We start from the raw sequence: 22,425 nt of genomic DNA on the forward strand, positions 1-22,425 counted from the left end.
CAGGGTCCCCGGATGGCTACAGTTCGCCTGGTACCTGCTATCGGGCGAGGTGATCCGTGGGGCCGCGCGAGTGCCGCAGTGCGTCTGTCAGGGGCGTTGAGTAGCCTGGAGAGACTGCGATCCCAAGCGGTGCGCGCCACCCACGGTGGTGCTCGTTCGGTTATTGGGAAACATGCAGCACACCGCCCATATCCTTGCAACTATTGACGAGATGTGCCGAAGGCGAAGAAGAGGACTTGCAGTTGAAGGCCGCGTTGCGGATTGAACGAGTTGTACGCCGTGCGCACGGGGGAGTGCGTCACGGTGATTCCGTATTCGTAGAGTCTCTAGGGGGTTGGACGTGGCGCTGACAGGTGGTTCGAAGGACGATTGGCTGCGCTGGCTGTCCCCGCACAACGACTCTTTCGAGCCGTTCCCGCTCTCGCAGGCGCAGTACGGAATGTGGTTCGCGCAGCAGTTCGATCCCGAGGTCCCTGTTGTTATCGCCCAGTACATGGACTTCAACGGCGAGGTTGATGTCCAGTTGCTCGAGCGCAGCATTGACCAGGCCCGGTGCGAGATCGGCTCCGGCGCGCTGAAGATCATCCTCGATGAAAATGGCGATCCCCTGCAGTGCATCGACGAGGGCGATCACCGCTACATCGACTATCACGATTTCCGGGGAGAGCCGGATCCGTTCGCTGCCGCGCTTGCCTGGATGCACGACGAGTACAGCACTCCGATCGATCTCTTGAAGGGTCCGCTGGGCAATAGCGCGTTCCTGCAGGTCGAGGACCACCGGTATCTCTGGTACGGGCGCATTCATCACATCGCCCTCGATGGCTTTGCCGCAGGGCGCTGGGTCTCCCGATCAGCAGAGCTGTATACCTGCGCGGTCGAGGGCACCGAGCCTCCGGCGCCGAGGTTCGCCTCGCTGCGCTCGCTCTACGAGGCAGATGTGCAGTACCGGAACTCCAGCCGGTACGCCATCGACCGCGACTTCTGGATCGAGCGGCTGAGCGGCTGGGGCGTCATCTCCAGCCTGGTCGAGGGAACCGCCCAGGCCGTCCCCCGCACCAAGCTCGAGACCGCCCCGATCAGCCCCGAGATGGCGGAGCGGCTCGAGAACTCGGACCAGTCCTTCGGCGTATCCGCCGCGCTCGTGCTGATCAGCGCGTTCGCCCTCTACCTCTCGCGCGCGACGGGCGAGCGCGATGTGACCGTGAGCACCACCATGCTCGGCCGAATCAACCGCCAGCAGCGCGAATCCGGTGGAACGTTCGCCAATATCGTTCCCCTGCGCGTCACCATTGATTCCAGCAGCACCCTCGAAGACTTGTTCAAGATCGTGTTCCGGGAGCAGATCGGCGCCCTCAAGCACCAGCGGTTCAGCGTCGAGCAGATCCGCCACGAGATCGGCCTTGGCGACTCGGAGCGCCGGCTCCTCGGCCCGATCGTCAACCCGATGCTGTTCGACCAGAACATCACCTTCGGCGATGTCAGCGGCGAGTTCAATATTCTCACCTCCGGCCCTGTCGAGGACCTCCTCGTCAACATCTACCCCCGCGGGCGCACCGGGCGCACCCATGTCGACTTCCGCGCGAACCCGGGCCTCTACTCCGATGAGCTGCTCGCCGAGCAGCACGGCCGGTTCATGGCCTTCCTCGAGGACTTCCTCTCCTCGGCACCCGAGCGATCGCTCGACGACATCCACCCCGAATCCGTCGAGCTCGGCCGGTCCATGCAGCAACGGCGTGATGCCGAGAAGTACTGGAGCCGCGCCCTCGATGGCCTGCCCGAGGCCCTCGACGTGCCCGGAGCACAGGCAGGCAAGGACCCCAGCACCGCGCTGCTCGGGCTCGCGATCACGGCCGAGCAGCTCCAGAGTGCCGCCCGTGAGCGTGGACAGGATGCCGAGCATGTGCTGATGGCCGCGGTAGCGGCGACCCTGGCCCGGCTGACCGGAGAGCCAGACATCGCGATCACCATTGCTGCCCCCGAGGGCAATCCAGCGGTGGTCCGGCTCGCGGTCGACACCGCGCGATCGTTCGACGAGCTCGCGGAGCACGCCCACGCGCGCGCGACCGAAGCGCTCGAGCATGCCACGCTCGATGCGGCCAGCTTCACCAAGGCCGTCGGCGCCACACACGTCCCGGGTCATGTCGCCCTCGCCGTGCGCACCACCGAATCGCCCGCCGCGGCTGCACCTGTGGCCGAGCTCGCGGCCGGGATCGCGATCGTGCTCGACCTCGCTGGCGCCGAGCCGGCGCTCACCGTCACCGCCCCCGGAAACAGCGACGCCGTGCGGGATATCGCCGACCGGATCGATACGGTACTCGCTCGGTGCCTGGCCGCGCCGGGCAAGGCCGTGGGCGATCACTCCTTGCTTGTCCAGGGAGAGAACGAGCTGCTCGTCCCTGTGGAGGGGCCTGCATCGAGCACCACGCGCAGCCTCGGACAACTCTTTACCGACGTCGCGGCCGCCAACAGCGACGTGCTCGCCATCATCGCCGAGGGCCAGTCCCTCACCTATCGCGAGCTCGACGCGCGCGCCAACCAGATCGCTCGCTACCTCATCGCCACGGGCGGCCCGCGCGCGGAGCAACTTGTCGCGCTCGGCATCTCGCGCTCCACGGAATCGATCCTCAGCACCTGGGGCATCACCAAGACCGGCGCGGGCTTCGTTCCCGTCGACCCGAACTATCCGAGGGATCGTGTCGAGCACATGCTCGACGATTCCGGTGTCGTCATCGGCGTCACCGTGGCTGCCCAGCGGGGGAGCCTGCCCGACACCATCGATTGGGTGGTGCTCGACGACCCAGCCGTGAGCGCCGCCATCGACGAGTATCCCAGTGCGCCGCTCGCGCCCACGGAGCTCAAGGCACCGGTCCGGCTCGACAACGTCGCCTATGTCATCTACACCTCGGGCTCGACGGGCAAGCCCAAGGGCGTCACCGTCACCCACCACGGCCTCGAGAGCTACGCGGCCGAGGAGCGGGAGAGGTTCGACATCACGCCCGGCTCGCGAGCCCTGGCCTTCTCCTCGCCCAGCTTCGACGCCTCGCTGCACGAGATCCTCTTCAGCCTTGGCAACGGCGTCACCATGGTCCTCATCCCCACCACCGTCTATGGCGGCGATGACCTGCGGGACCTGCTGATCAAGCATCAGGTCACCCATGCCTTCATCACGCCGCTCGCGCTCGCCTCCGTCGAGCCCCACGGGATCGAAGCCCTGCGGATGATCGCCGTCGGTGGCGAGGCGCTGCCCCGCGACCTGCTGCAGACGTGGTCGCGCGGCCGGGTATTCCACAACGTCTACGGCCCCACCGAGACGACGATCGTCACCGCGATCAGCGAGCCGCTGCAGCCTGACGACCCCATCTCCATCGGTGGCCCTATCCGCGGCACCCGCATGGTGATCCTCGACAACCGGCTCCAGCCCGTTCCCATGGGCGTGCCCGGCGAGCTCTACATCACCGGCCTCGGTCTCGCCCGCGGCTACCACGAGCGCTTTGACCTCACCTCCAGCCGGTTCGTCGCCGATCCCTACGGCCCGGCCGGGGCCCGCATGTACCGAAGCGGCGACCTCGCCCAGTGGGCACGAGCGCCCCGCACCGGCAACCTCACCGTCGAGTACGTGGGTCGCTCCGACTTCCAGGTCAAGGTGCGTGGTTTCCGCATCGAGCTCGGTGAGATCGACACGGTCCTCGCCAATCACCCCAAGGTCGATTTCGCCGCCACGCTCGGCGTGCCCGGCCCCAACGGCGAGACCGCGCTCGTGGCCTACATCAAGACCGAGGACGGCCAGGATCCCACCACCGAGGAGCTGCAGGATTACCTCGGTGAGTTCCTGCCCAAGCACATGGTGCCGTCGCTGATCATCCCGGTCAGCGAGATCCCCCTCACTCCCGTCGGCAAGCTCGACCGCAAGGCGCTGCCCGAGCCTGACTTCACCGGCACCGGGCGCGGCTCCGCCTTTGCCGCGCCGACCAACCCCGTCGAGGAGATCATCGGCGCGATCTTCGCCGAGCTCCTCGGTATCGAGGCCACCGGCATCGACGACAGCTTCTTCGACCTCGGCGGCAACTCGCTGGTCGCCACCCGGGCCGTGGCCCGCATCAATGCCGCGCTCGGATCGAGCATCAGCGTGCGCGACCTGTTCGAGGCCACCACCACCCGCGAGCTCGCCCACCGTGCCGAAGGTGGCCAGGCAGCGGCGCGGCGGCTTCCCCTCGTGCCGCAGGAACGGCCCGAGCGCATCCCGCTCTCGCTGGCGCAGCAGCGCATGTGGTTCATCAACCAGTTCAACACCGCATCACCGGCCTACAACGTGCCCATGGCCGTCGCCATGACCGGGGCGCTCGATCTCGGGGCAGTGCAGCAGGCCGTCCTCGACCTGCTCGACCGGCATGAATCGCTGCGCACGATCTTCCCCGCCAGCGAGGACGGCGCCCATCAGGTCATCCTGCCCACCGGATCGGTGAGCCCCGACCTCGCGCCCCAGCCCGTAGCGACCGATGCCGAGCTCGCGGCCGCCGTCACGAGCATGGCTACCGAGGGCTTCGACGTCACTCGCGAGATCCCCGTCCGCGCCGCCCTGTACCAGCGCGACGAGACGCACCACACGCTCGTCTTCGTGCTTCATCACATCGCTTCCGACGGCTTCTCCCTCAAGCCACTCGCCACCGACTTCATGCGCGCCTACACCAGCCGCGCGGCCGGAGCCGAGCCTGATTGGAAGCCACTCGGGGTCCAGTACGCCGACTACGCGATCTGGCAGCGCGAATACCTCGGCGACGAGAACGACCCGGACAGTGTTCTCGCCGAGCAGATGGACTACTGGAAGACGGCCCTGGCCGGCACGCCCGACTTGCTCGAGCTGCCTACCGACCGGCCCCGGCCCGCCGTGCAATCGCTGCGCGGGGCCGACTACTCCTTCACCGTGCCCGCCGATGTCCACAAGCAGCTCCGTGCCCTCGCCAAGGACAATGGCGCCACCCTGTTCATGGTCATCCATGCCGCGCTCGCCGCTCTTCTCGCGCGGCTCGCCGACACCGACGACGTCACCATCGGGACCCCCGTCGCAGGGCGTGGCGAGGCCGCGCTCGATGAGCTGATCGGCATGTTCGTCAATACCCTCGTGCTGCGCACCGCGGTCCACGACGAGGAACCGTTCACGACGCTGCTCGAGCGCGCCAGGACCACCGATATCGGCGCGTTCAGCCAGGCCGACGTCCCTTTCGAGGGACTCGTCGAGTCGCTCAAGCCGCAGCGCTCCACCGCGCACGCGCCGCTCTTCCAGGTCATGCTGGAGTTCCAGAACCTCGGGGAGGCACACGTCCAGCTGCCCGGCCTCGATATCGCCGTCCAGCCCCTCGGCACCTCCACGGCCAAGTTCGACATGCAGGTCATCCTCGCCGAGAAGTTCGACGACGAAGGCTCCCCGGCCGACCTCGAGGCCACGATCACCTATGCCACCGACCTGTTCGCGGCCACGAGCATCGCCCGGCTCGCCGACCAGTTCCGGGGCGTCCTGCGCAGCATCGCCGCCGACCCCACCGCGCCGCTCGGCGCGATCGAGCTCACCACCAGCGCTGAGCGCGACCACCTCGTGCGGATGCTCAACGACACCGCGGCACCCATTTCCCACGAGACCCTGGCGGGAATGTTCGCCGAGCAGGTCGCGCGGACCCCCGATGCCGTCGCCATCGAGTTCGACGGCCTCGCCCTCACCTACCGTGAGCTCGACGAGCGGTCGAACCAGCTCGCCCGCTACCTCATCACGCTCGGCGCCGGGCCCGATACCCACGTCGCCCTGGCCATGCGCCGCTCCCTCGAGCTGCTTGTCAGCATGTACGCGGTGATGAAGTCCGGTGCCGCCTACGTCCCGCTCGACCCCGACAGCCCCGCAGAGCGCAACGAGTACGTCCTTGGCATGGCCGCGCCCATCGGTGCCCTCGCGGTCGATGCCGCGGACTTGCCAGCAGGCTCCGCGGTGCCCGCGATTATTTTGGGAGAAGTCTCTCTCGAGGAGTACTCCGCCGATCCCATCACCGATGCGGACCGCCCCAGTCCCTTGCGCGCCGACAACCCGGCGTACGTCATCTTCACCTCCGGCTCCACCGGCCGCCCCAAGGGCGTGTCCGTGCCGCACCGCGGCATCGTCAACCGGCTCGCCTGGATGCAGCACGAGTACCAGCTCACCGCCTCGGACACCGTCCTGCAGAAGACGCCGTACACCTTCGACGTCTCGGTCTGGGAGTTCTTCTGGCCCTTGCAGACCGGTGCGCGGCTGATCATCGCCAAGCCCGACGGGCACGGCGACCCCGGCTACCTCGCTGGCCTCATCGGAGGCTCCGGCGTCACCGTGATGCACTTCGTGCCCTCGATGCTCGCGACGTTCGCTTCCTCGCTCGGCGCCGAGCAGCGGGACAAGCTGGCCACGCTACGTGCTGTGTTCTGCAGCGGCGAGGCACTGCCACCCGCCGTGGTCGAGGACTTCCGCGCCCTCAGCGATGCGCGGATCCACAACCTCTACGGCCCCACCGAAGCCTCCGTCGACGTCACCTACCACGAGTACGCCGAGTCCGACGCCGTGTCCGTGCCCATCGGTGCGCCCGTGTGGAACACCCAGGTGTACGTGCTCGACCGCAACTTGCGGCCCACCCCTGTCGGCGTGCCCGGGGAGCTCTACCTCGCCGGCGCCCAGCTCGCCCGCGGCTATGTCCAGCGCGGTGACCTCACCGCTGACAGGTTCGTCGCCAGCCCCTTTGGCGCTGCTGGCTCGCGCATGTACCGCACCGGCGACCTCGTGCGCTGGCGCGCTAGCGCGGACGGCACCACCGAGATCGACTACATCGGTCGCACCGACTTCCAGGTCAAGCTCCGCGGCCTGCGCATCGAGCTGCCCGAGATTGAGTCCGTCCTGCTCTCCGACGCGGCGGTCGCGCAGGCAGTCGTCGTCGTCCATCGCGACGAGCACACCGGTGACCGGCTCATCGCCTACCTCGTCGCCGCGCCCGGCCGCAGCATCGACACCGATGCCCTGCTCGAGCATGCCGCGCAGGAACTGCCCGCGTACATGGTGCCCGCCCAGGTGGTCATCCTCGACTCCTTCCCCCTCGGCAGCACCGGCAAGCTCGACCGCAAGGCGCTGCCCGTGCCCGATTTTGTTGCCTCGAGCGCCGAGCACGTGGCCCCGCGCAATGCCATCGAGGAAGTCATCGCCTCGATCTTCGCCGACCTCCTCGGCACCGACAGGGTGAGCGTCCACGACAGCTTCTTCGACATCGGCGGCAACTCCCTCATCGCCGCCCGCCTCGTCGCCCGCGTCAACAACGCGCTCGATGCCAGCATCGGGGTGCGCGATCTGTTCGACGCCCCCACCGTCGCCACCCTCGCGATCCGCGCCGAGTCCGCGCTCGGCCGCGAGCGCCCGCCACTGGATAGCGTCGAGCGGCCCAGCCCGATCCCGCTCTCGCTCGCCCAGCAGCGCATGTGGTTCATCAACCAGCTCGACAAGACCAGCGCCGCCTACAACTCCCCGATGCCCGTGCGGCTCACCGGCCCGCTCGATATCACCGCGCTCGAGCAGGCCCTCCGCGACGTCGTCGAGCGTCACGAGACGCTGCGCACCCGATACCCCGAGGGCATCGATGGCGCCACCCAGGAGATCCTCGGCACCGACGACGTTGCCATCCCGCTCGTGGCCGAGGACGTCGCCGGTGAGGCAGGCCTGCACCAGCACGCTGCCGAGTTCGCGTTCACCGGGTTCGACGTCGCCAGCGACGTGCCCCTGCGCGCGCGGCTGTTCCGTCTCGCCCCCGAGGAGCACGTCCTGCTCGTGGTGATCCACCACATCTCCTCCGACGGGTTCTCCCTCGCCCCGCTCGCCCGCGATGTCGTCGTCGCCTACACCGCCCGAGCGCGCGGCCTCGCCCCCGATTGGGCGCCGCTGCCCGTGCAGTACGCGGACTTCGCCGTCTGGCAGCGGCAGGTCCTCGGCGACGAGAACGACCCCGCCTCCCTGCTCAACGAGCAGCTCGATTACTGGCGCAGCACCCTCGCGGGGCTTCCCGACGTGCTCGAGCTGCCCACCGATCGGCCACGGCCGCCCAAGCAGTCCCTGCGCGGCGCCGTCGAGGAATTCGACATCAGCGCCGAGCTGCACCAGCGCATCCTCGAGCTCGCGCGCGCGCACAACGCCAGCGTCTTCATGGTGATGCACGCCGCCATCGCGCTGCTGCTGACCAAGCTCTCCGGCACGCAGGACATCGCCGTTGGCACACCCATCGCCGGGCGTGGCGAGCCGGAGCTCGACGACATCGTCGGCATGTTCGTCAACACCCTGGTGCTGCGCACCGAGGTGGATCTCGACGCCACCTTCGTCGACCTCATCCACCAGGCCCGCGCCGCCGACCTCGGCGCGTTCGGCCGCTCCGACGTGCCCTTCGAGCGAGTCGTTGAGGCCTTGAGCCCGCAGCGCTCCGAGGCGCACTCGCCGCTGTTCCAGGTGATGCTGGAGTTCCAGAACAACGAGAAGCCCCGCCTCGACCTGCCCGACCTCTCGGTCGAGGCCGTCGATATCCCCATCGATATCGCCAACTTCGACCTGCAGTTCATCCTCTCGGAGCGCTACGAATCCGGTGCCAGCGGCATCACCGCCGGCCTGCGCTACGCCACGGATCTCTTCGATGCCGGCACCGTCCGCGGCTTCGCCCGGCGGCTGCTCCTGCTGCTCGAGAACGCCACCGCGCGCCCCACCGCGCCGGTCAGCCGCATCGACATCCTCGACGCCGACGAGCGCGCCGAGATCACGACCATCAACGGTGGCCCCGGCAACCGTGCCGAGGTGCTTCCGGAGCTGCTCACCATGGGCATCCGCGACCAGGACGCGCCCGCCGTGATCGACGGTGACCGGCACATCACCTACCGCGAGCTCGATGAGCTGTCCAACCGCATCGCGCGCATCCTCATCGAGGAAGGCGTCACCACCGAGAAGTTCGTGGCCCTCGGCTACGCCCGCTCCATCGAGTGGCTCGTCTCCCTCTGGTCGGTCACCAAGGCCGGTGGCGCGTTCGTGCCCGTGGACCCCACCTATCCGCGCGACCGCATCGAGCACATGCTCACCGACTCCGGGGCTGTCGCGGGCCTCAGCGTCGAGGCAAACCGCGAATCCCTGCCCCCGCTCGTGCCGTGGCTGTTCCTCGACGATCCCGCCTTCGAGGAGCGCGTCGCGCGCACCTCGGCCGCGCCGATCACCGATGCGGACCGCAACGCCCCGATCCTGCTCGAGAACTCCGCCTACCTCATCTACACCTCCGGCTCCACCGGCAAGCCCAAGGGCGTGGTGATCTCTCATCGCGGGCTTGACAACTTCACTCCCGCGATGGTGGCGCACCCCTCGGTCACCCAGCACTCGCGAGTCCTGTCGTTCGCCTCGCCGAGCTTTGACGCCTCGCTCCTCGAGGTGCTGATGGCCTTCGGCGCGGGCGCTGCCATCGTGATCGTGCCCCCGCATGTCTACGGCGGCGACGAGCTCACTGCTGTCATCCGCGACCACCAAGTCACCCACGGGTTCATCACGCCGCTCGGCCTCGCCTCGGTCGACCGGTCACAGGTCGACCACTTCGAGTTCGTCGTTGTCGGTGGCGAGGCGGTGCCGCCGGAGCTCGTCAACGAGTGGGCGCACGGCCGCAAGATGTACAACGGCTACGGGCCCACCGAGGCCACGATCGTCGCCACCCTCAGCGATCCCATGCAGCCCGGCCAGCCCGTGCGCATCGGCCGCCTGTTCAATGGCGTCACCGCCGTCGTGCTCGACACCCGCCTGCAGCCTGTCCCCAAGGGTGTCGCCGGCGAGCTGTATGTCTCCGGACTCGGCCTCGGTCGTGGCTACCACCAGCGGTTCGGGCTCACCTCCGACCGGTTCGTCGCCAACCCCTATGGCGAGCCAGGGGAGCGCATGTACCGCACCGGTGACGTGGTCCGGTGGGTCGATGACTACCAGCTCGAGTACCTCGGGCGCTCCGACTTCCAGGTCAAGGTGCGTGGCTTCCGTATCGAGCTTGGCGAGATCGACTCCGCGCTGCTGAGCCACCCGAGCATCGACTTCTCGGTGACGCTCGGTCGCACCAGCCCCTCCGGCGCCACCGCGCTCGTGTCCTACGTCCGTGCGGCTGCTGGGCACGAGGTGGACACCGCGGAGCTCATCGAGCACGTCGCCGGGTTCCTGCCCGCCTACATGGTGCCGTCCGTGATCATGGTGATCGAGGAGATCCCGCTCGCGGTCACGGGCAAACTGGACCGCAAGGCCCTGCCTGATCCGGACTTCACCCTCACCGCCACCGAGTACCGGGCACCCACCAACCCGATCGAGGAGACCGTCGCTGGCATCTTTGCCGACGTCCTCGCCATCGACCGGATCAGCATCGACGACAACTTCTTCGATGTCGGCGGAAACTCGCTGATCGCCACCCGTGTTGCTGCCCGCGTCAATGCCGCGCTCGGCATCCGCATCGGCGTGCGCGAATTGTTCGACGCCCCGACCGTCGCTGGGCTGGCTGCCATCATCTCCGAGCGTGCCAGCGAGGCGACCGATCGGCCCGCGCTCGTTCCCCAGCCACGCCCCGAGCGGATCCCGCTCTCCTCGGCGCAGCAGCGCATGTGGTTCATCAACCAGTTCGACACGGAGTCGGCCGCCTACAACGTGCCCATGGCCATCCGGCTCAGCGGAACGCTCGACCTGCCGTTGCTCAACACCGCCATCCGCGATGTGATCGCGCGGCACGAGTCGCTGCGGACGGTCTTCCCGAGCATCGACGATGAGCCCGTGCAGGTCATCCTGCCTCCCGCGCAGGTGTCGCTCGACCTCGAGCCCGTCGACACCGCGCCCAGCGAGCTCATCGCGACGATCGAGGCATTCGTCGGGCAGGGCTTCGACGTGACCACGGCCGTGCCGATCCGGGCGCGGTTGCTCAGGCTCGCCGAGGACGAGCATGTCCTCGTGCTCGTCGTCCACCACATCTCCGCGGACGGCTTCTCCATGGCGCCGCTCGCCACCGACGTGATGATCGCCTACCACTCCCGGCTGCACGGCGACGAGCCTGCCTGGAAGCCGCTCGACGTGCAGTACGCCGACTTCGCGCTGTGGCAGCGCGACCTGCTCGGCGAGGAATCCGACCCCGGGTCGGTGCTCTCCCGCGAGCTCGGCTACTGGAAGAAGGCCCTCGCCGGGCTGCCCGATGTCGTGGAGCTGCCCACCGACCGGCCCCGCCCGGTCAACGCTTCCCTGCGCGGTGGCCTCGTGCGGTTCCCGATCGATGCTGGCACCCACCAGGCGCTCGCTGATCTTGCCCGCGCGCATGGCGCCACCATGTTCATGGTGATGCACGCCGCCCTCGCGGTGCTCGTATCCCGGCTGTCCGGCGAGGACGACCTCGCCATCGGTACCCCCGTGGCAGGCCGCGGCGAGGAAGCCCTCGACGGCGTCATCGGCATGTTCGTCAATACGCTCGTGCTGCGCACCGAGATCGACCAGAACGCGGCGTTCGCGGACCTGCTCACCGAGGTCAAGAACACCGACCTCGGGGCGTTCACCAACACCGATGTCGCGTTCGAGCGGCTCGTCGAGATCCTGCGGCCCGACCGTTCCACCTCGCACTCGCCATTGTTCCAGGTGCTCATCGAGTTCCAGAACAACCCCGAGGCGCGGCTCGAGCTGCCCGGCCTGACCATCGAGCCGGTGATGTTCGAGGACCACATCTCCAAGTTCGACCTGCAGCTGTCGCTGCGGGAGAGCATCACCGAGGATGGCTCGCACGCCGGTATCGACGCCGGCTTCATCTACGCCACCGACTTGTTCGACGAGGACACCATCGACGTCTTCGCGAAGAGGTTCCAGAGCATCCTCACGGCGATCGTGGACGACCCCACGGTGCCCGTCGGTGACATCGCCCTGCTCAGCGACACCGAGCAGCACACCATGCTTACCGCCTGGAACCATCCGGGCACGATCGTCCCCGAGCGCACGCTCGCCGACGCCTTTGCCCGCGCTGCCGAGAGCTTCCCGGGCCGCGTCGCCGCCGTGTCCGAGATCGACGGCCACCGCATCGAGCTCACCTACCAGGAGCTCGATGAGCGCTCCAACCAGCTTGCCCGGCGCCTCATCGCGGCCGGTGCGGGCCCCGAGACGCTCGTCGGCGTAGCGGTCCCGCGCGACGCCAGCCTGGTCATCGCGCTGCTCGCGGTGATCAAGTCCGGCGCCGCCTACCTGCCCGTCGATACCACCTACCCGGCCGATCGCCTCGAGTTCATGCTCACCGACGGCGCGCCCGTCGCGATCATCACCACGAGCACCGATCAGCACCTTCTGCCCGCCACCGGCAGCGAGCTCCTGCTGCTCGACGATGAGGCACCCGCCCACAGCTCAGCGCCGATCACCGATAGCGACAGGATCGCCCCGCTCGGCTGGGACAACACTGCCTACGTCATCTACACCTCCGGCTCCACCGGCAAGCCCAAGGGCGTGACCGTGCCGCACCGCACGGTCCTCACCCTCTTCGCGAACACCCAGGCCAGCTTCGGGTTTGATGAGAATGACGTGTGGACGATGTTCCACTCCTACGCGTTCGACTTCTCCGTCTGGGAGCTGTGGGGACCGCTGCTCCACGGTGGAACCCTTGTGGTCGTCGATTACTTCACCGCCCGCAGCCCCGAGCAGTTCCACGCGCTGCTGCGCCGCGAGCACGTGACGGTGCTCAATCAGACACCGTCCGCGTTCTACCAGCTCGCCGAGGTCGACCGGCAGGCAGGCACGAGCGACGAGCTCGCGCTGCGCTACATCATCTTCGGCGGCGAGGCACTCGACCTCGCCCAGCTCGACCGCTGGTACGACCGCCACGCCGACGACGCGCCACGCCTGGTCAACATGTATGGCATCACCGAGACCACGGTGCACGTCACCTACCTCGAGCTCGACCGCGAGTTCGCCGCAAGCGCCGCGGCGTCGGTCATCGGCCAGGCGCTGCCCGGCCTGCGCATCACTGTGCTCGATGCGCGGCTGCGCCCCGTGCCGCCCGGCACCATCGGCGAGATGTACGTCTCCGGGCCGCAGCTCTCCCGTGGCTATCTCGGCCGCCCCGACCTCACCGCGGGACGCTTCATCGCCGACCCCCACGGCGAGCCCGGCACCCTGATGTACCGCTCCGGCGATCTCGCGCGCTGGAACAAGCATGGCCAGCTCGAGTACCTCGGCCGCTCCGACTTCCAGGTGCAGCTGCGCGGCTTCCGCATCGAGCTCGGCGAGATCGAGGCAGCGCTCCTGCGCTACCCGGGCATCGCCCAGTCCGCCGTATTGCTGCGCACCGACAACGGTCCGGGCTCGGAGCGGCTCGTCGGGTACGTGGTGCCCGAGGCCGGGCAACAGCCCGAGCCGCAAGCGATCCTCGATGCCCTCGCTGACTCGCTCGCCGCGCACATGCTTCCCGCGACGGTGCTCGTCGTCGACGAGTTCCCGCTCACCGCCAACGGCAAGCTCGATCGCCGTGCCCTGCCCGCGCCAGACTTCTCCGCCCTCGTCACTGAGGGACGCGCCCCGTCCACCCCGGTGGAGGAGAAGCTCGCCGAGGTGTTCGCGCAGGTGCTCGGCCTCGACACCGTGGGCGTGGACGACTCGTTCTTCGCGCTCGGTGGTGACTCGATCATGTCGATCCAGCTCGTCACCCGCGCCAAGGCCGCTGGACTCCAGCTCAGGCCACGCGATGTGTTCAACCTGCGCACCGTGGCCGCGCTCGCCAGCGCGGCCGTGCTCACCGAGGACGAGGAAGCCGTCACCCTCACCGAGCTCCCCGGCGGCGGGATCGGGCCGATGCCGCTGACCCCCATCATGGAATGGATGCTCGAGCGCGGCGGCGGCTACAACCGCTACTCGCAGTGCGCCCTGCTGACCCTGCCTCCCGGCATCGATCGCGAGGGCATCGCTGCGACGCTGCAAGCCGTCATCGACCACCATGACCTGCTGCGCGCCCGCCTCGATGGGCACGAGCTGATCGTGGCCGAGCCCGGCACCATCCACGCTGACGACCTGATCGACCGGGTCGAGGTCGGCGCCGAGCCCGGCAGCGACGCGTTCACCGAGGCCGCCGAGGCCGCGCTCGATGCCGCTGCGGACAAGCTCGACCCCACTGCGGGCGTCATGCTGCGCGCCGCCTGGATCGCGCCCCGATCTGGCGGCACCGGACGCATCGTCCTCGCCATTCACCACATCGCTGTTGACGGTGTGACCTGGCGGTTCCTCGTTCCCGACCTCGCCACGGCCTGGAACCAGATCGCCAACGGGCAGCCCGTGCAGCTCGATGCCAGCACCACGTCGTTCCGGCGCTGGGCCCACGGGCTGGCCGAGAACGCCCCGGCCCGCCACGCCGAGCTCGATACGTGGCGCCAGTTCCTCGACGGCACCGAGCCCCACCTTGGTTCGCGGGCCTTTGATCCCGCCATTGACACCAACGGCACCGTCGAGCGCATCGACGTCTCGGTGCCCAGCACGGTCACCGATGCCCTGCTGACCAGGGTGCCCGAGGCATTCCACGGCGGTGTCAACGATGGCTTGCTCGCCGCGCTGGTCCTCGCGCTCGCGCGCTGGCGCGGCGCCACCACGCCGCTGGTGGGCCTCGAGGGCCACGGCCGCGAGGAGAACGCCGTCCCCGGCGCCGACCTCGGCCGCACCCTCGGCTGGTTCACCACCATTATCCCGATCAGGCTCGACGCGAGCGGGATCGACCTCGACGACGCGTTGGCGGGCGGTGCCGCCATGGGCACGCTCATCAAGAACGTCAAGGAGCTGCTGCGCTCGCTGCCCGACAACGGCATCGGATTTGGCCAGCTGCGCTACCTGTCGCCGGAGACGGCCGATGAGCTGCGCCCGATCAGTCGTCCACAGGTCAGCTTCAACTACCTGGGTCGCTTCACCACCGGCGAGCTCACTGACGAGCTGCGCGCCCTCGGCTGGCTGCCCGTTGGCGAGAACGAGGACACGACCAACCTCGCGGCCCGCCAGAACGATGACATGGCGGCGATGGCGGTGCTCGATATCAACACCGTCACCGAGGCCACCGCGGACGGCCCCGTGCTGCGCGGCACCATCGGTTTCCCCACCGGACTGCTGACTGCCGAGGAGGCGCGCGAGTTCGGCGCACTGTGGACCGAGGCGCTCACGGCGATCGCCACCCACGTCTCCCGCACCAACGCGGGTGGATTCACGCCCACCGACCTCGACCTGGTGCGCCTCGACCAGGCCTCGATCGATCGGCTGGAGAAGCAGTACCCCAGCCTGGCCGACGTGTGGCCGCTCTCGCCGCTGCAATCAGGCCTGCTGTTCCACGCGGTGCTCGCCGAGCAGACCGTCGACGCCTACATGGTCCAGCTGGTCCTGCACCTGCGTGGCGTTGTCGATGAGGACCGCATGCGACGCACCGTGCAGGCCTTGCTGGGCCGCCACGCCAACCTGCGCGTCGCCTACGCGGCGGACAATGCCGGGCAGGCGGTGCAACTGGTGCTCGACGATATCGAGGCACCCTTCACCGTGGTGGATCTCTCCGCGGCCGACGACCAGGAAGCCGCGCTCACCGAGGTGCTGCGCGCTGATCACCAGCGCCAGTTCCACATGGGCACCGCTCCGCTGATCCGCTTCATGCTGGTCGATCTTGGTGCGGGCGAGTACCGGTTCGTCATCACCAACCATCACATCCTGCTCGATGGCTGGTCCACGCCACTGCTGCTCACCGACCTCATCGGCCTCTACATCCTCGATGGCGACCCATCGGCGCTGCCGCCCGTCCGCTCCTACCGCGACTACCTCGCGTTCGTGTCCGCCACCGATCCGCGGGAATCGCTTGCCGCGTGGGTAGAGGCATTCGCCGGCGTCGAGGAGCCCACCACGATCGTGCCGCTCGACCGGTCCCGGCAGCATGACGCTGGTTCTCGCGAGACGATCATCGACTTCACCGAGGCCGAGTCCGAGCGCTTCACCACCCTCGCCCGCGATCTCGGCATCACCCTCAACACGATCGTGCAGACCGCCTGGGGCATCATCCTCGGCGCGCTCAGCTCGCGCGATGACGTCGTGTTCGGCACCACCGTCTCGGGACGGCCGCCGCAGATCCCGGGCATCGAGAAGATGATCGGCCTGTTCATCAACACCCTCCCCGTGCGGGTGACCCTCGATCCGGCGGAGTCGCTCACCGATCTGCTCAAGCGGGTGCAGTCCGAGCAGGCCAACCTGCTCGACCACCACTACGTGCAGCTCGCCGATATCCAGCGCGAGGTCGGCGCCGGTGCCACCTTCGACACCCTCGCCGTGTTCGAGTCCTACCCCGTCGACACGGCCGGCGCCACCGAGGAGACCGACCTCGGCGGCATGCGCATCGTCGGGTTCGATGGCGTGGATGCCGCTCACTACCCGGTCACCCTCGTCGCCTACACCGACGATGCCCTGCACCTGAAGCTCAAGTACTTCCCCGATCTGGTGGACGACACCACTCTCGACGGCATCAAGCAGCGGCTCGCGGCAGTGATGCACCAGCTCCTCGACGAGCCCGCCACCCGCTACGCCCAGCTCGATGTGCTTACCGCCGCCGAGCGGCAGCGGTACGTTCCGGTCAGCGGGGCGCCCGGCCAGACCACCCGGACCCTCGCGCGGCTCCTCGGTGATGCCGCCGCGGCCGACCCCGAGCGGATCGCGATCATCGACGGAGACCGCGAGATCACCTACCGCGAGCTCGACGAGCGCTCCAACCAGCTCGCCCGCCTGCTGCTCGCTCGCGGTGCTCGCCCCGAGGAGTTCGTGGCGCTCGGCATCTCCCGCTCCATCGAATCGATCCTCGGGATCTGGGCCGTCACCAAGACCGGTGCCGCCTACGTGCCCGTCGACCCGACCTATCCGCGCGACCGCGTCGAGCACATGCTGACCGACTCCGGTGCCAGGACCGGGCTCACCACCAGCAACCGCATCGACGTGCTCCCGGACGATGTGCCCTGGCTCGTCCTCGACGATGCGCGCACGATCGCGGAGATCGACCAGTACCCGGCCACGCCGATCATCGCGGACGAGCTGCACGGCCCCGTTCATCTCGATTCGGCGGCGTACATCATCTACACCTCCGGCTCCACGGGAACGCCCAAGGGAGTGCTCGCCACCCACCGTGGCCTCGAGAACTTCGCCACCGTCGCCCGCGAGCACTTCCGCACCACCCCCGATTCGCGCGTGATGCACGTCTCGTCACCGAGCTTCGACGCCTCGGTGCTCGAGCTGCTCCAGGCTTTCGGCAGCGCCGCGACCATGGTGATCGTGCCGCCGGAGACCTACGGCGGCGAGGAGCTCGCGCGGATCCTCGCGGCCAAGCACGTCACGCACGGCTTCATCACGCCCCTCGCGCTCGGCTCCATGGACCCCGCGGACCTGCCCGGTTTGCAGGACATCTCCGTCGGCGGCGAGGCAGTGCCCTCCGCCCTCGTGGAGGACTGGGCACCAGGCCGGCGCCTGTACAACGGCTACGGGCCCACCGAGACCACCATCATGGTGCTGCTCGGGAAGCCCATGCCCGCCGAGGGCCCAGTACGGCTCGGCGGCCCTATCCGCGGCACCGACGCAGTGGTGCTCGACGCGCGGCTGCAGCCGGTGCCAGTAGGCGCCGCCGGCGAGCTGTACGTCACCGGGCTTGGCCTGACCCGCGGCTACCACGAGCGGCGCGGGCTGACCGCCGAGCGATTCATCGCCAACCCCCACGGCGAGCCCGGCACGCGCCTGTACCGCACCGGCGACGTGGTCCGCTGGGCCCCGTGCGATGATGGCACGCTCGAGCTCGACTACGTGGGCCGCTCCGACTTCCAGGTCAAGGTGCGCGGCTTCCGCATCGAGCTCGGCGAGATCGACGCCGTCCTGGGCAACCATCCCACCGTCAATGTGGCCATCACCGTCGGCCACACGCGGCCCAACGGGCAGACCATGCTCGTCTCGTATGTCTCGCCGCGCGATGGAGCGACCATCGACACCGCAGCGCTCACCGTGCACCTGGGCGAATCCCTGCCCTCGCACATGGTTCCGTCGCTGATCATCCCGGTCACCGCGATGCCGCGCACCCCGGTCGGCAAGATCGACCGCAAGGCGCTGCCCGAGCCAGACCTCTCGTCGCTGGCGATCGAGTACGTCGCGCCGCGCAACGTCATCGAGGAAGCCATCGCCGGGGTATTCGCCGACGTGCTCGCGGAGGAACGCGTCAGCGTGCTCGCGAACTTCTTCGACCTCGGCGGCAACTCGCTGATCGCCACCCGGGTGATCGCCCGCGTCAATGACGCGCTCGGCACGGCCCTCGGCGTGCGGGAGCTATTCGATGCGCCCACCGTCGAGTCCCTCGCCCTGCGCGTCGAGCAGGCGGGCGCGCCCGAGCTCGCGGCCGTGCCCCTCGAGCGGCGCGAGCGTCCCGCGCACATCCCGGTTTCGCTCGCGCAGCAGCGCATGTGGTTCATCAACCAGTTCGATACCACCTCGCCGGCCTACAACGTGCCGCTCGCGGTGCGGCTCACCGGCACGCTCGACGTCGATGCCTTCACGCAGGCGCTGCGCGACGTCATCGACCGCCATGAGGCATTGCGCACTGTGTTCCCGCGCACCGACGCCGGTCCCTCGCAGGTGATCCTCCCCGCCGAGGACGTGGTGGACGGCCTCGTGCCGCAGGACATGCCCAGCGAGGCGACCCTGCGCGATCGCATCATCCGCCTCGCCGGACAGGGCTTCGACGTGCAGGCCGAGGTCCCGCTGCGGGCCCGGTTGTTCCGGCTCTCGCCGACCGAGCATGTGCTGCTCGTCGTCGTGCACCACATCTCCGCCGATGGGTTCTCCATGATGCCGCTCGCCCGCGACATCATGGTGGCCTACCACGCGCGGCGCGCTGGTGCCGAGCCCGGCTGGAAGCCCCTCGACGTTCAGTACGCCGACTACACCCTGTGGCAGCGCGAGGTGCTCGGCGATGACACCGACCCCGGCAGCCTCGCCGGGCGGCAGATCGACTTCTGGAAGCGCACCCTCGCGGGCGTCCCCGACGTGCTCGAGCTGCCCACCGACCGGCCCCGGCCCGCCCAGCAGACCCTGCGCGGCGCCGATGCCCGGTTCACCATCCCCGCGGCGCTGCACAGCAGGATCGATGCGCTCGCCAAGCGCAACGGCGCGACCACGTTCATGGTGCTGCACTCCGCGCTCGCGGTGCTGCTCGCCAGGCTCTCCGGCAGCGAGGACATCCCCATCGGCACGCCCGTCGCCGGACGTGGCGCGGCCGCGCTCGACGACCTCGTCGGCATGTTCGTCAACACGCTGGTGCTGCGCACCCCTGTACCCGCGGGCGCGAGCTTCGCCGAGGTGCTCGCCACCGCGAAGGACGCCGACCTCGCCGCGTTCAGCAATGCCGATGTGCCGTTCGAGCGCCTCGTGGAAGTGCTCAAGCCGGAACGCTCCACCGCGCACTCGCCACTGTTCCAGGCGACCATCGAGTTCCAGAACATCGGTGCTCCCGGAATGGATCTCGACGGCATCCGTGTCGAGCCGCTCGAGTTCCCCACGGTCGTCGCGAAGTACGATCTCGAGCTGATCCTCAGCGGCGACGGCAGTGGAAAGGGCGATCTCGAAGCGGCATTCACCTACGCCACCGACTTGTTCGACCCCGAAACGGTGCAGCAGCTCACCGAGCGGTTCCTGCGCATCCTCGACGAGGCCGTGCGGGATCCTGCCCGGCCCATCGGTGATATCGCCATCCTCGATTCCTTCGAGCAGGAACGCTTCGTGCCGGTCCACGGCCCCGCCGGCCTCGAGCCCGAGCTGCTGCCCGGGATCCTGGCTCGCGCCGCGGCGCATGATCCCGGCAACATTGGCCTCGAGCTAGGGGATGCCTCGCTCACCTACCGGCAGCTCGACGAGCAGTCCACCAGGCTTGCCCGGCATCTCATCACCCTCGGCGCGGGTCCGGAGACAGTCGTCGCGCTCGGCATGGCCCGCTCCATCGAATCCGTGCTGTCCGTGTGGGCGGTGGCCAAGACCGGTGCCGCGTTCGTGCCCGTGGATCCGAGCTACCCGGCCGATCGCATCGCGCACATGCTCACCGACTCGGCCGCCGTCGCGGGAATCACCGTTGCCGCGCACCGGGCCGCGCTGCCTGGTCTCGTGGAATGGGTCGAGCTCGACGACGCCGCGACGCAGGAACGCATCGCGGCCCTGCCTGCCACGCCGATCACCGACGCTGATCGGCTGCAGGACCTGCGCCTGCACAACCCGGCGTACTTGATCTACACCTCCGGCTCCACCGGCAAGCCCAAGGGCGTTGCCGTTACCCATGCCGGACTCGCCAGCCTCGCCGCGGAGGAGCACGATCACCTCGGCGTCGAGCCGGGATCGCGCGTGCTGCACTCGGCGTCCCCGAGCTTCGACGCGTCCGTGTTCGAGATGCTCATGGCGTATGGATCCGCCGCGACCCTCGTGGTCGCGCCGCCCAGCGTCTTCGGCGGCGGCGACATGGCGGAACTGCTCCGGAGCAAGCGGATCACGCACGCCTTCTTCACCCCGGCCGTGCTGGCCTCGGTGGAGGACGACGGCGTGGACGATCTCCGTTCCATCCTGGTTGCTGGCGATGTGTGCCCGCCCGAGCTGGTGGCCCGCTGGGCGCCGGGACGCTCCATGGTCAACGCCTACGGCCCCACCGAGACCACCATCATGAGCAGCATCACCGCGCCCATGAAGGCGGGGGAGCCCGTCACCATCGGTGCCACTACCCGCGGTTTCACCGCGATGGTGCTCGATGGGCGGCTGCAGCCCGTGCCGCCGGGCGTGGCAGGGGAGCTGTACCTGTCCGGGCCCGCGCTCGCGCGCGGCTACCAGGGCCGGTCGCGACTGACCTCGGAGCGCTTCGTTGCTAATCCGTTCGGGGGCCCGGGGGAGCGGATGTACCGCACCGGTGACGTGGTGCGCTGGATCGACCGCGCCACCGAGCCCGAGCTCGAGTTCGTCGGCCGCTCCGACTTCCAGGTCAAGATCCGTGGCCTGCGCATCGAGCTCGGCGAGATCGACACCGCGCTCGCCAGCCACTCCAAGGTCAGCTTCGCCACCACAACTGGCTACCAGCGGGAGACCGGTGACACGATCCTCGTCTCCTACGTTCGCCTCCACGACGGCGACACCGCGACCCCGGAGGAACTAGGCGCTTACATCAGGGAGTTCCTGCCCGGATACATGGTGCCGTCGGTGATCGTGCTGCTCGACGAGGTACCGCTGACCCCGGTCGGCAAGCTCGACCGCAAGGCACTGCCCGCGCCGGACCTCGACGCGTTCCGCAAGGAATACGTGGCCCCGCGCAACGATGACGAGCGCATCGTTGCCGATGTATTCGCGAGCTTGCTCGGCATCGAGCAGGTCAGCGTGCATGACAGCTTCTTCGACCTCGGGGGCAACTCGCTGAGCGTCACACAGGTCGTGGCCGCGCTCGAGAAGGAGACCGGGCGCGCGCTGCGCCTGCAAGCGGTGTTCCTCAACCCCACGCCCGCTGGCCTCGCCGAGCGGCTGCAGCGCCCCGACGAAGCACCGAGCGAGCTGGCCGGGCAACTCCTTGCTCCCGTGATCCGGCTGCGCCCGCACGGCCGCAAGGAGCCACTGTTCTGCGTGCACCCAGGCGTGGGCCTGTCCTGGGCCTACACGGCGCTTACCGCGCATGTCCCGGAGGACCGTCCGGTGTTCGGCCTGCAGCTGCCATCCCTGACCGGGGCCAGCCCGGCAGAATCGATCAGCGAGCTGGCGGCGGACTACGTACGACACATCCGTGACATCCAGCCCCAGGGGCCGTATCACCTGCTCGGCTGGTCCCTCGGCGGTGTGATCGCCCAGGAGATGGCCGTGCAGCTCCGCGCCGCCGGGCAGGACGTCGCGACCGTGGCCCTGCTCGATAGCTTCGTCGTCACCGAGACCGAGGTGCCGACGATGGCGGAGCTCGTGGGCAGCTTCGGCGTCGTCGACGGCGTGCGCGAGGACCTCGACTACGAGGATGCGGCACGGCTCGTCGACGAGGGGATCGGGCAGCCCACCGGGCTCACCGCCACCCACATGGAGCGCATCCACCGCGGGTTCGAGGACGCGGCGCGCATCATGGCCGACCACGAGCCCTCGGTCCTCGATGCCGACGTGCAGTTCTTCGCTGCCCGCGGCACCACCGACCCATCCGGCACGCTGCGCACCTCGGATGAATGGCGACCACTGACCAGCGGCGCGTTCCACGTCCATGACGTGCCGGTCAAGCACCAGCAGATGGTCGATCCGGACGCGATCGCGGTGATCGGGCCGATCCTCGCCCGCCATCTCGACGACCACTGACCGGAGAGCTGCCAGCGAGCCTCGCTGCTCGCTGGCAGCTCTCCGCC

At 68.8% G+C, this 22,425-nt stretch carries 1 protein-coding gene; it reads left to right on the plus strand.

All coding sequences use genetic code 11. The features are described from left to right. Window positions 1–340 precede the first annotated feature (340 nt). Window positions 341–22,378, plus strand: a complete 22,038-nt coding sequence (locus QC765_RS07205; protein WP_278313757.1) for a non-ribosomal peptide synthase/polyketide synthase — start codon at window positions 341–343, stop codon at window positions 22,376–22,378. Window positions 22,379–22,425 lie beyond the last annotated feature (47 nt).

Source organism: Hoyosella levis (assembly GCF_026008515.1).
GTDB lineage: Bacteria > Actinomycetota > Actinomycetes > Mycobacteriales > Mycobacteriaceae > Lolliginicoccus > Lolliginicoccus levis.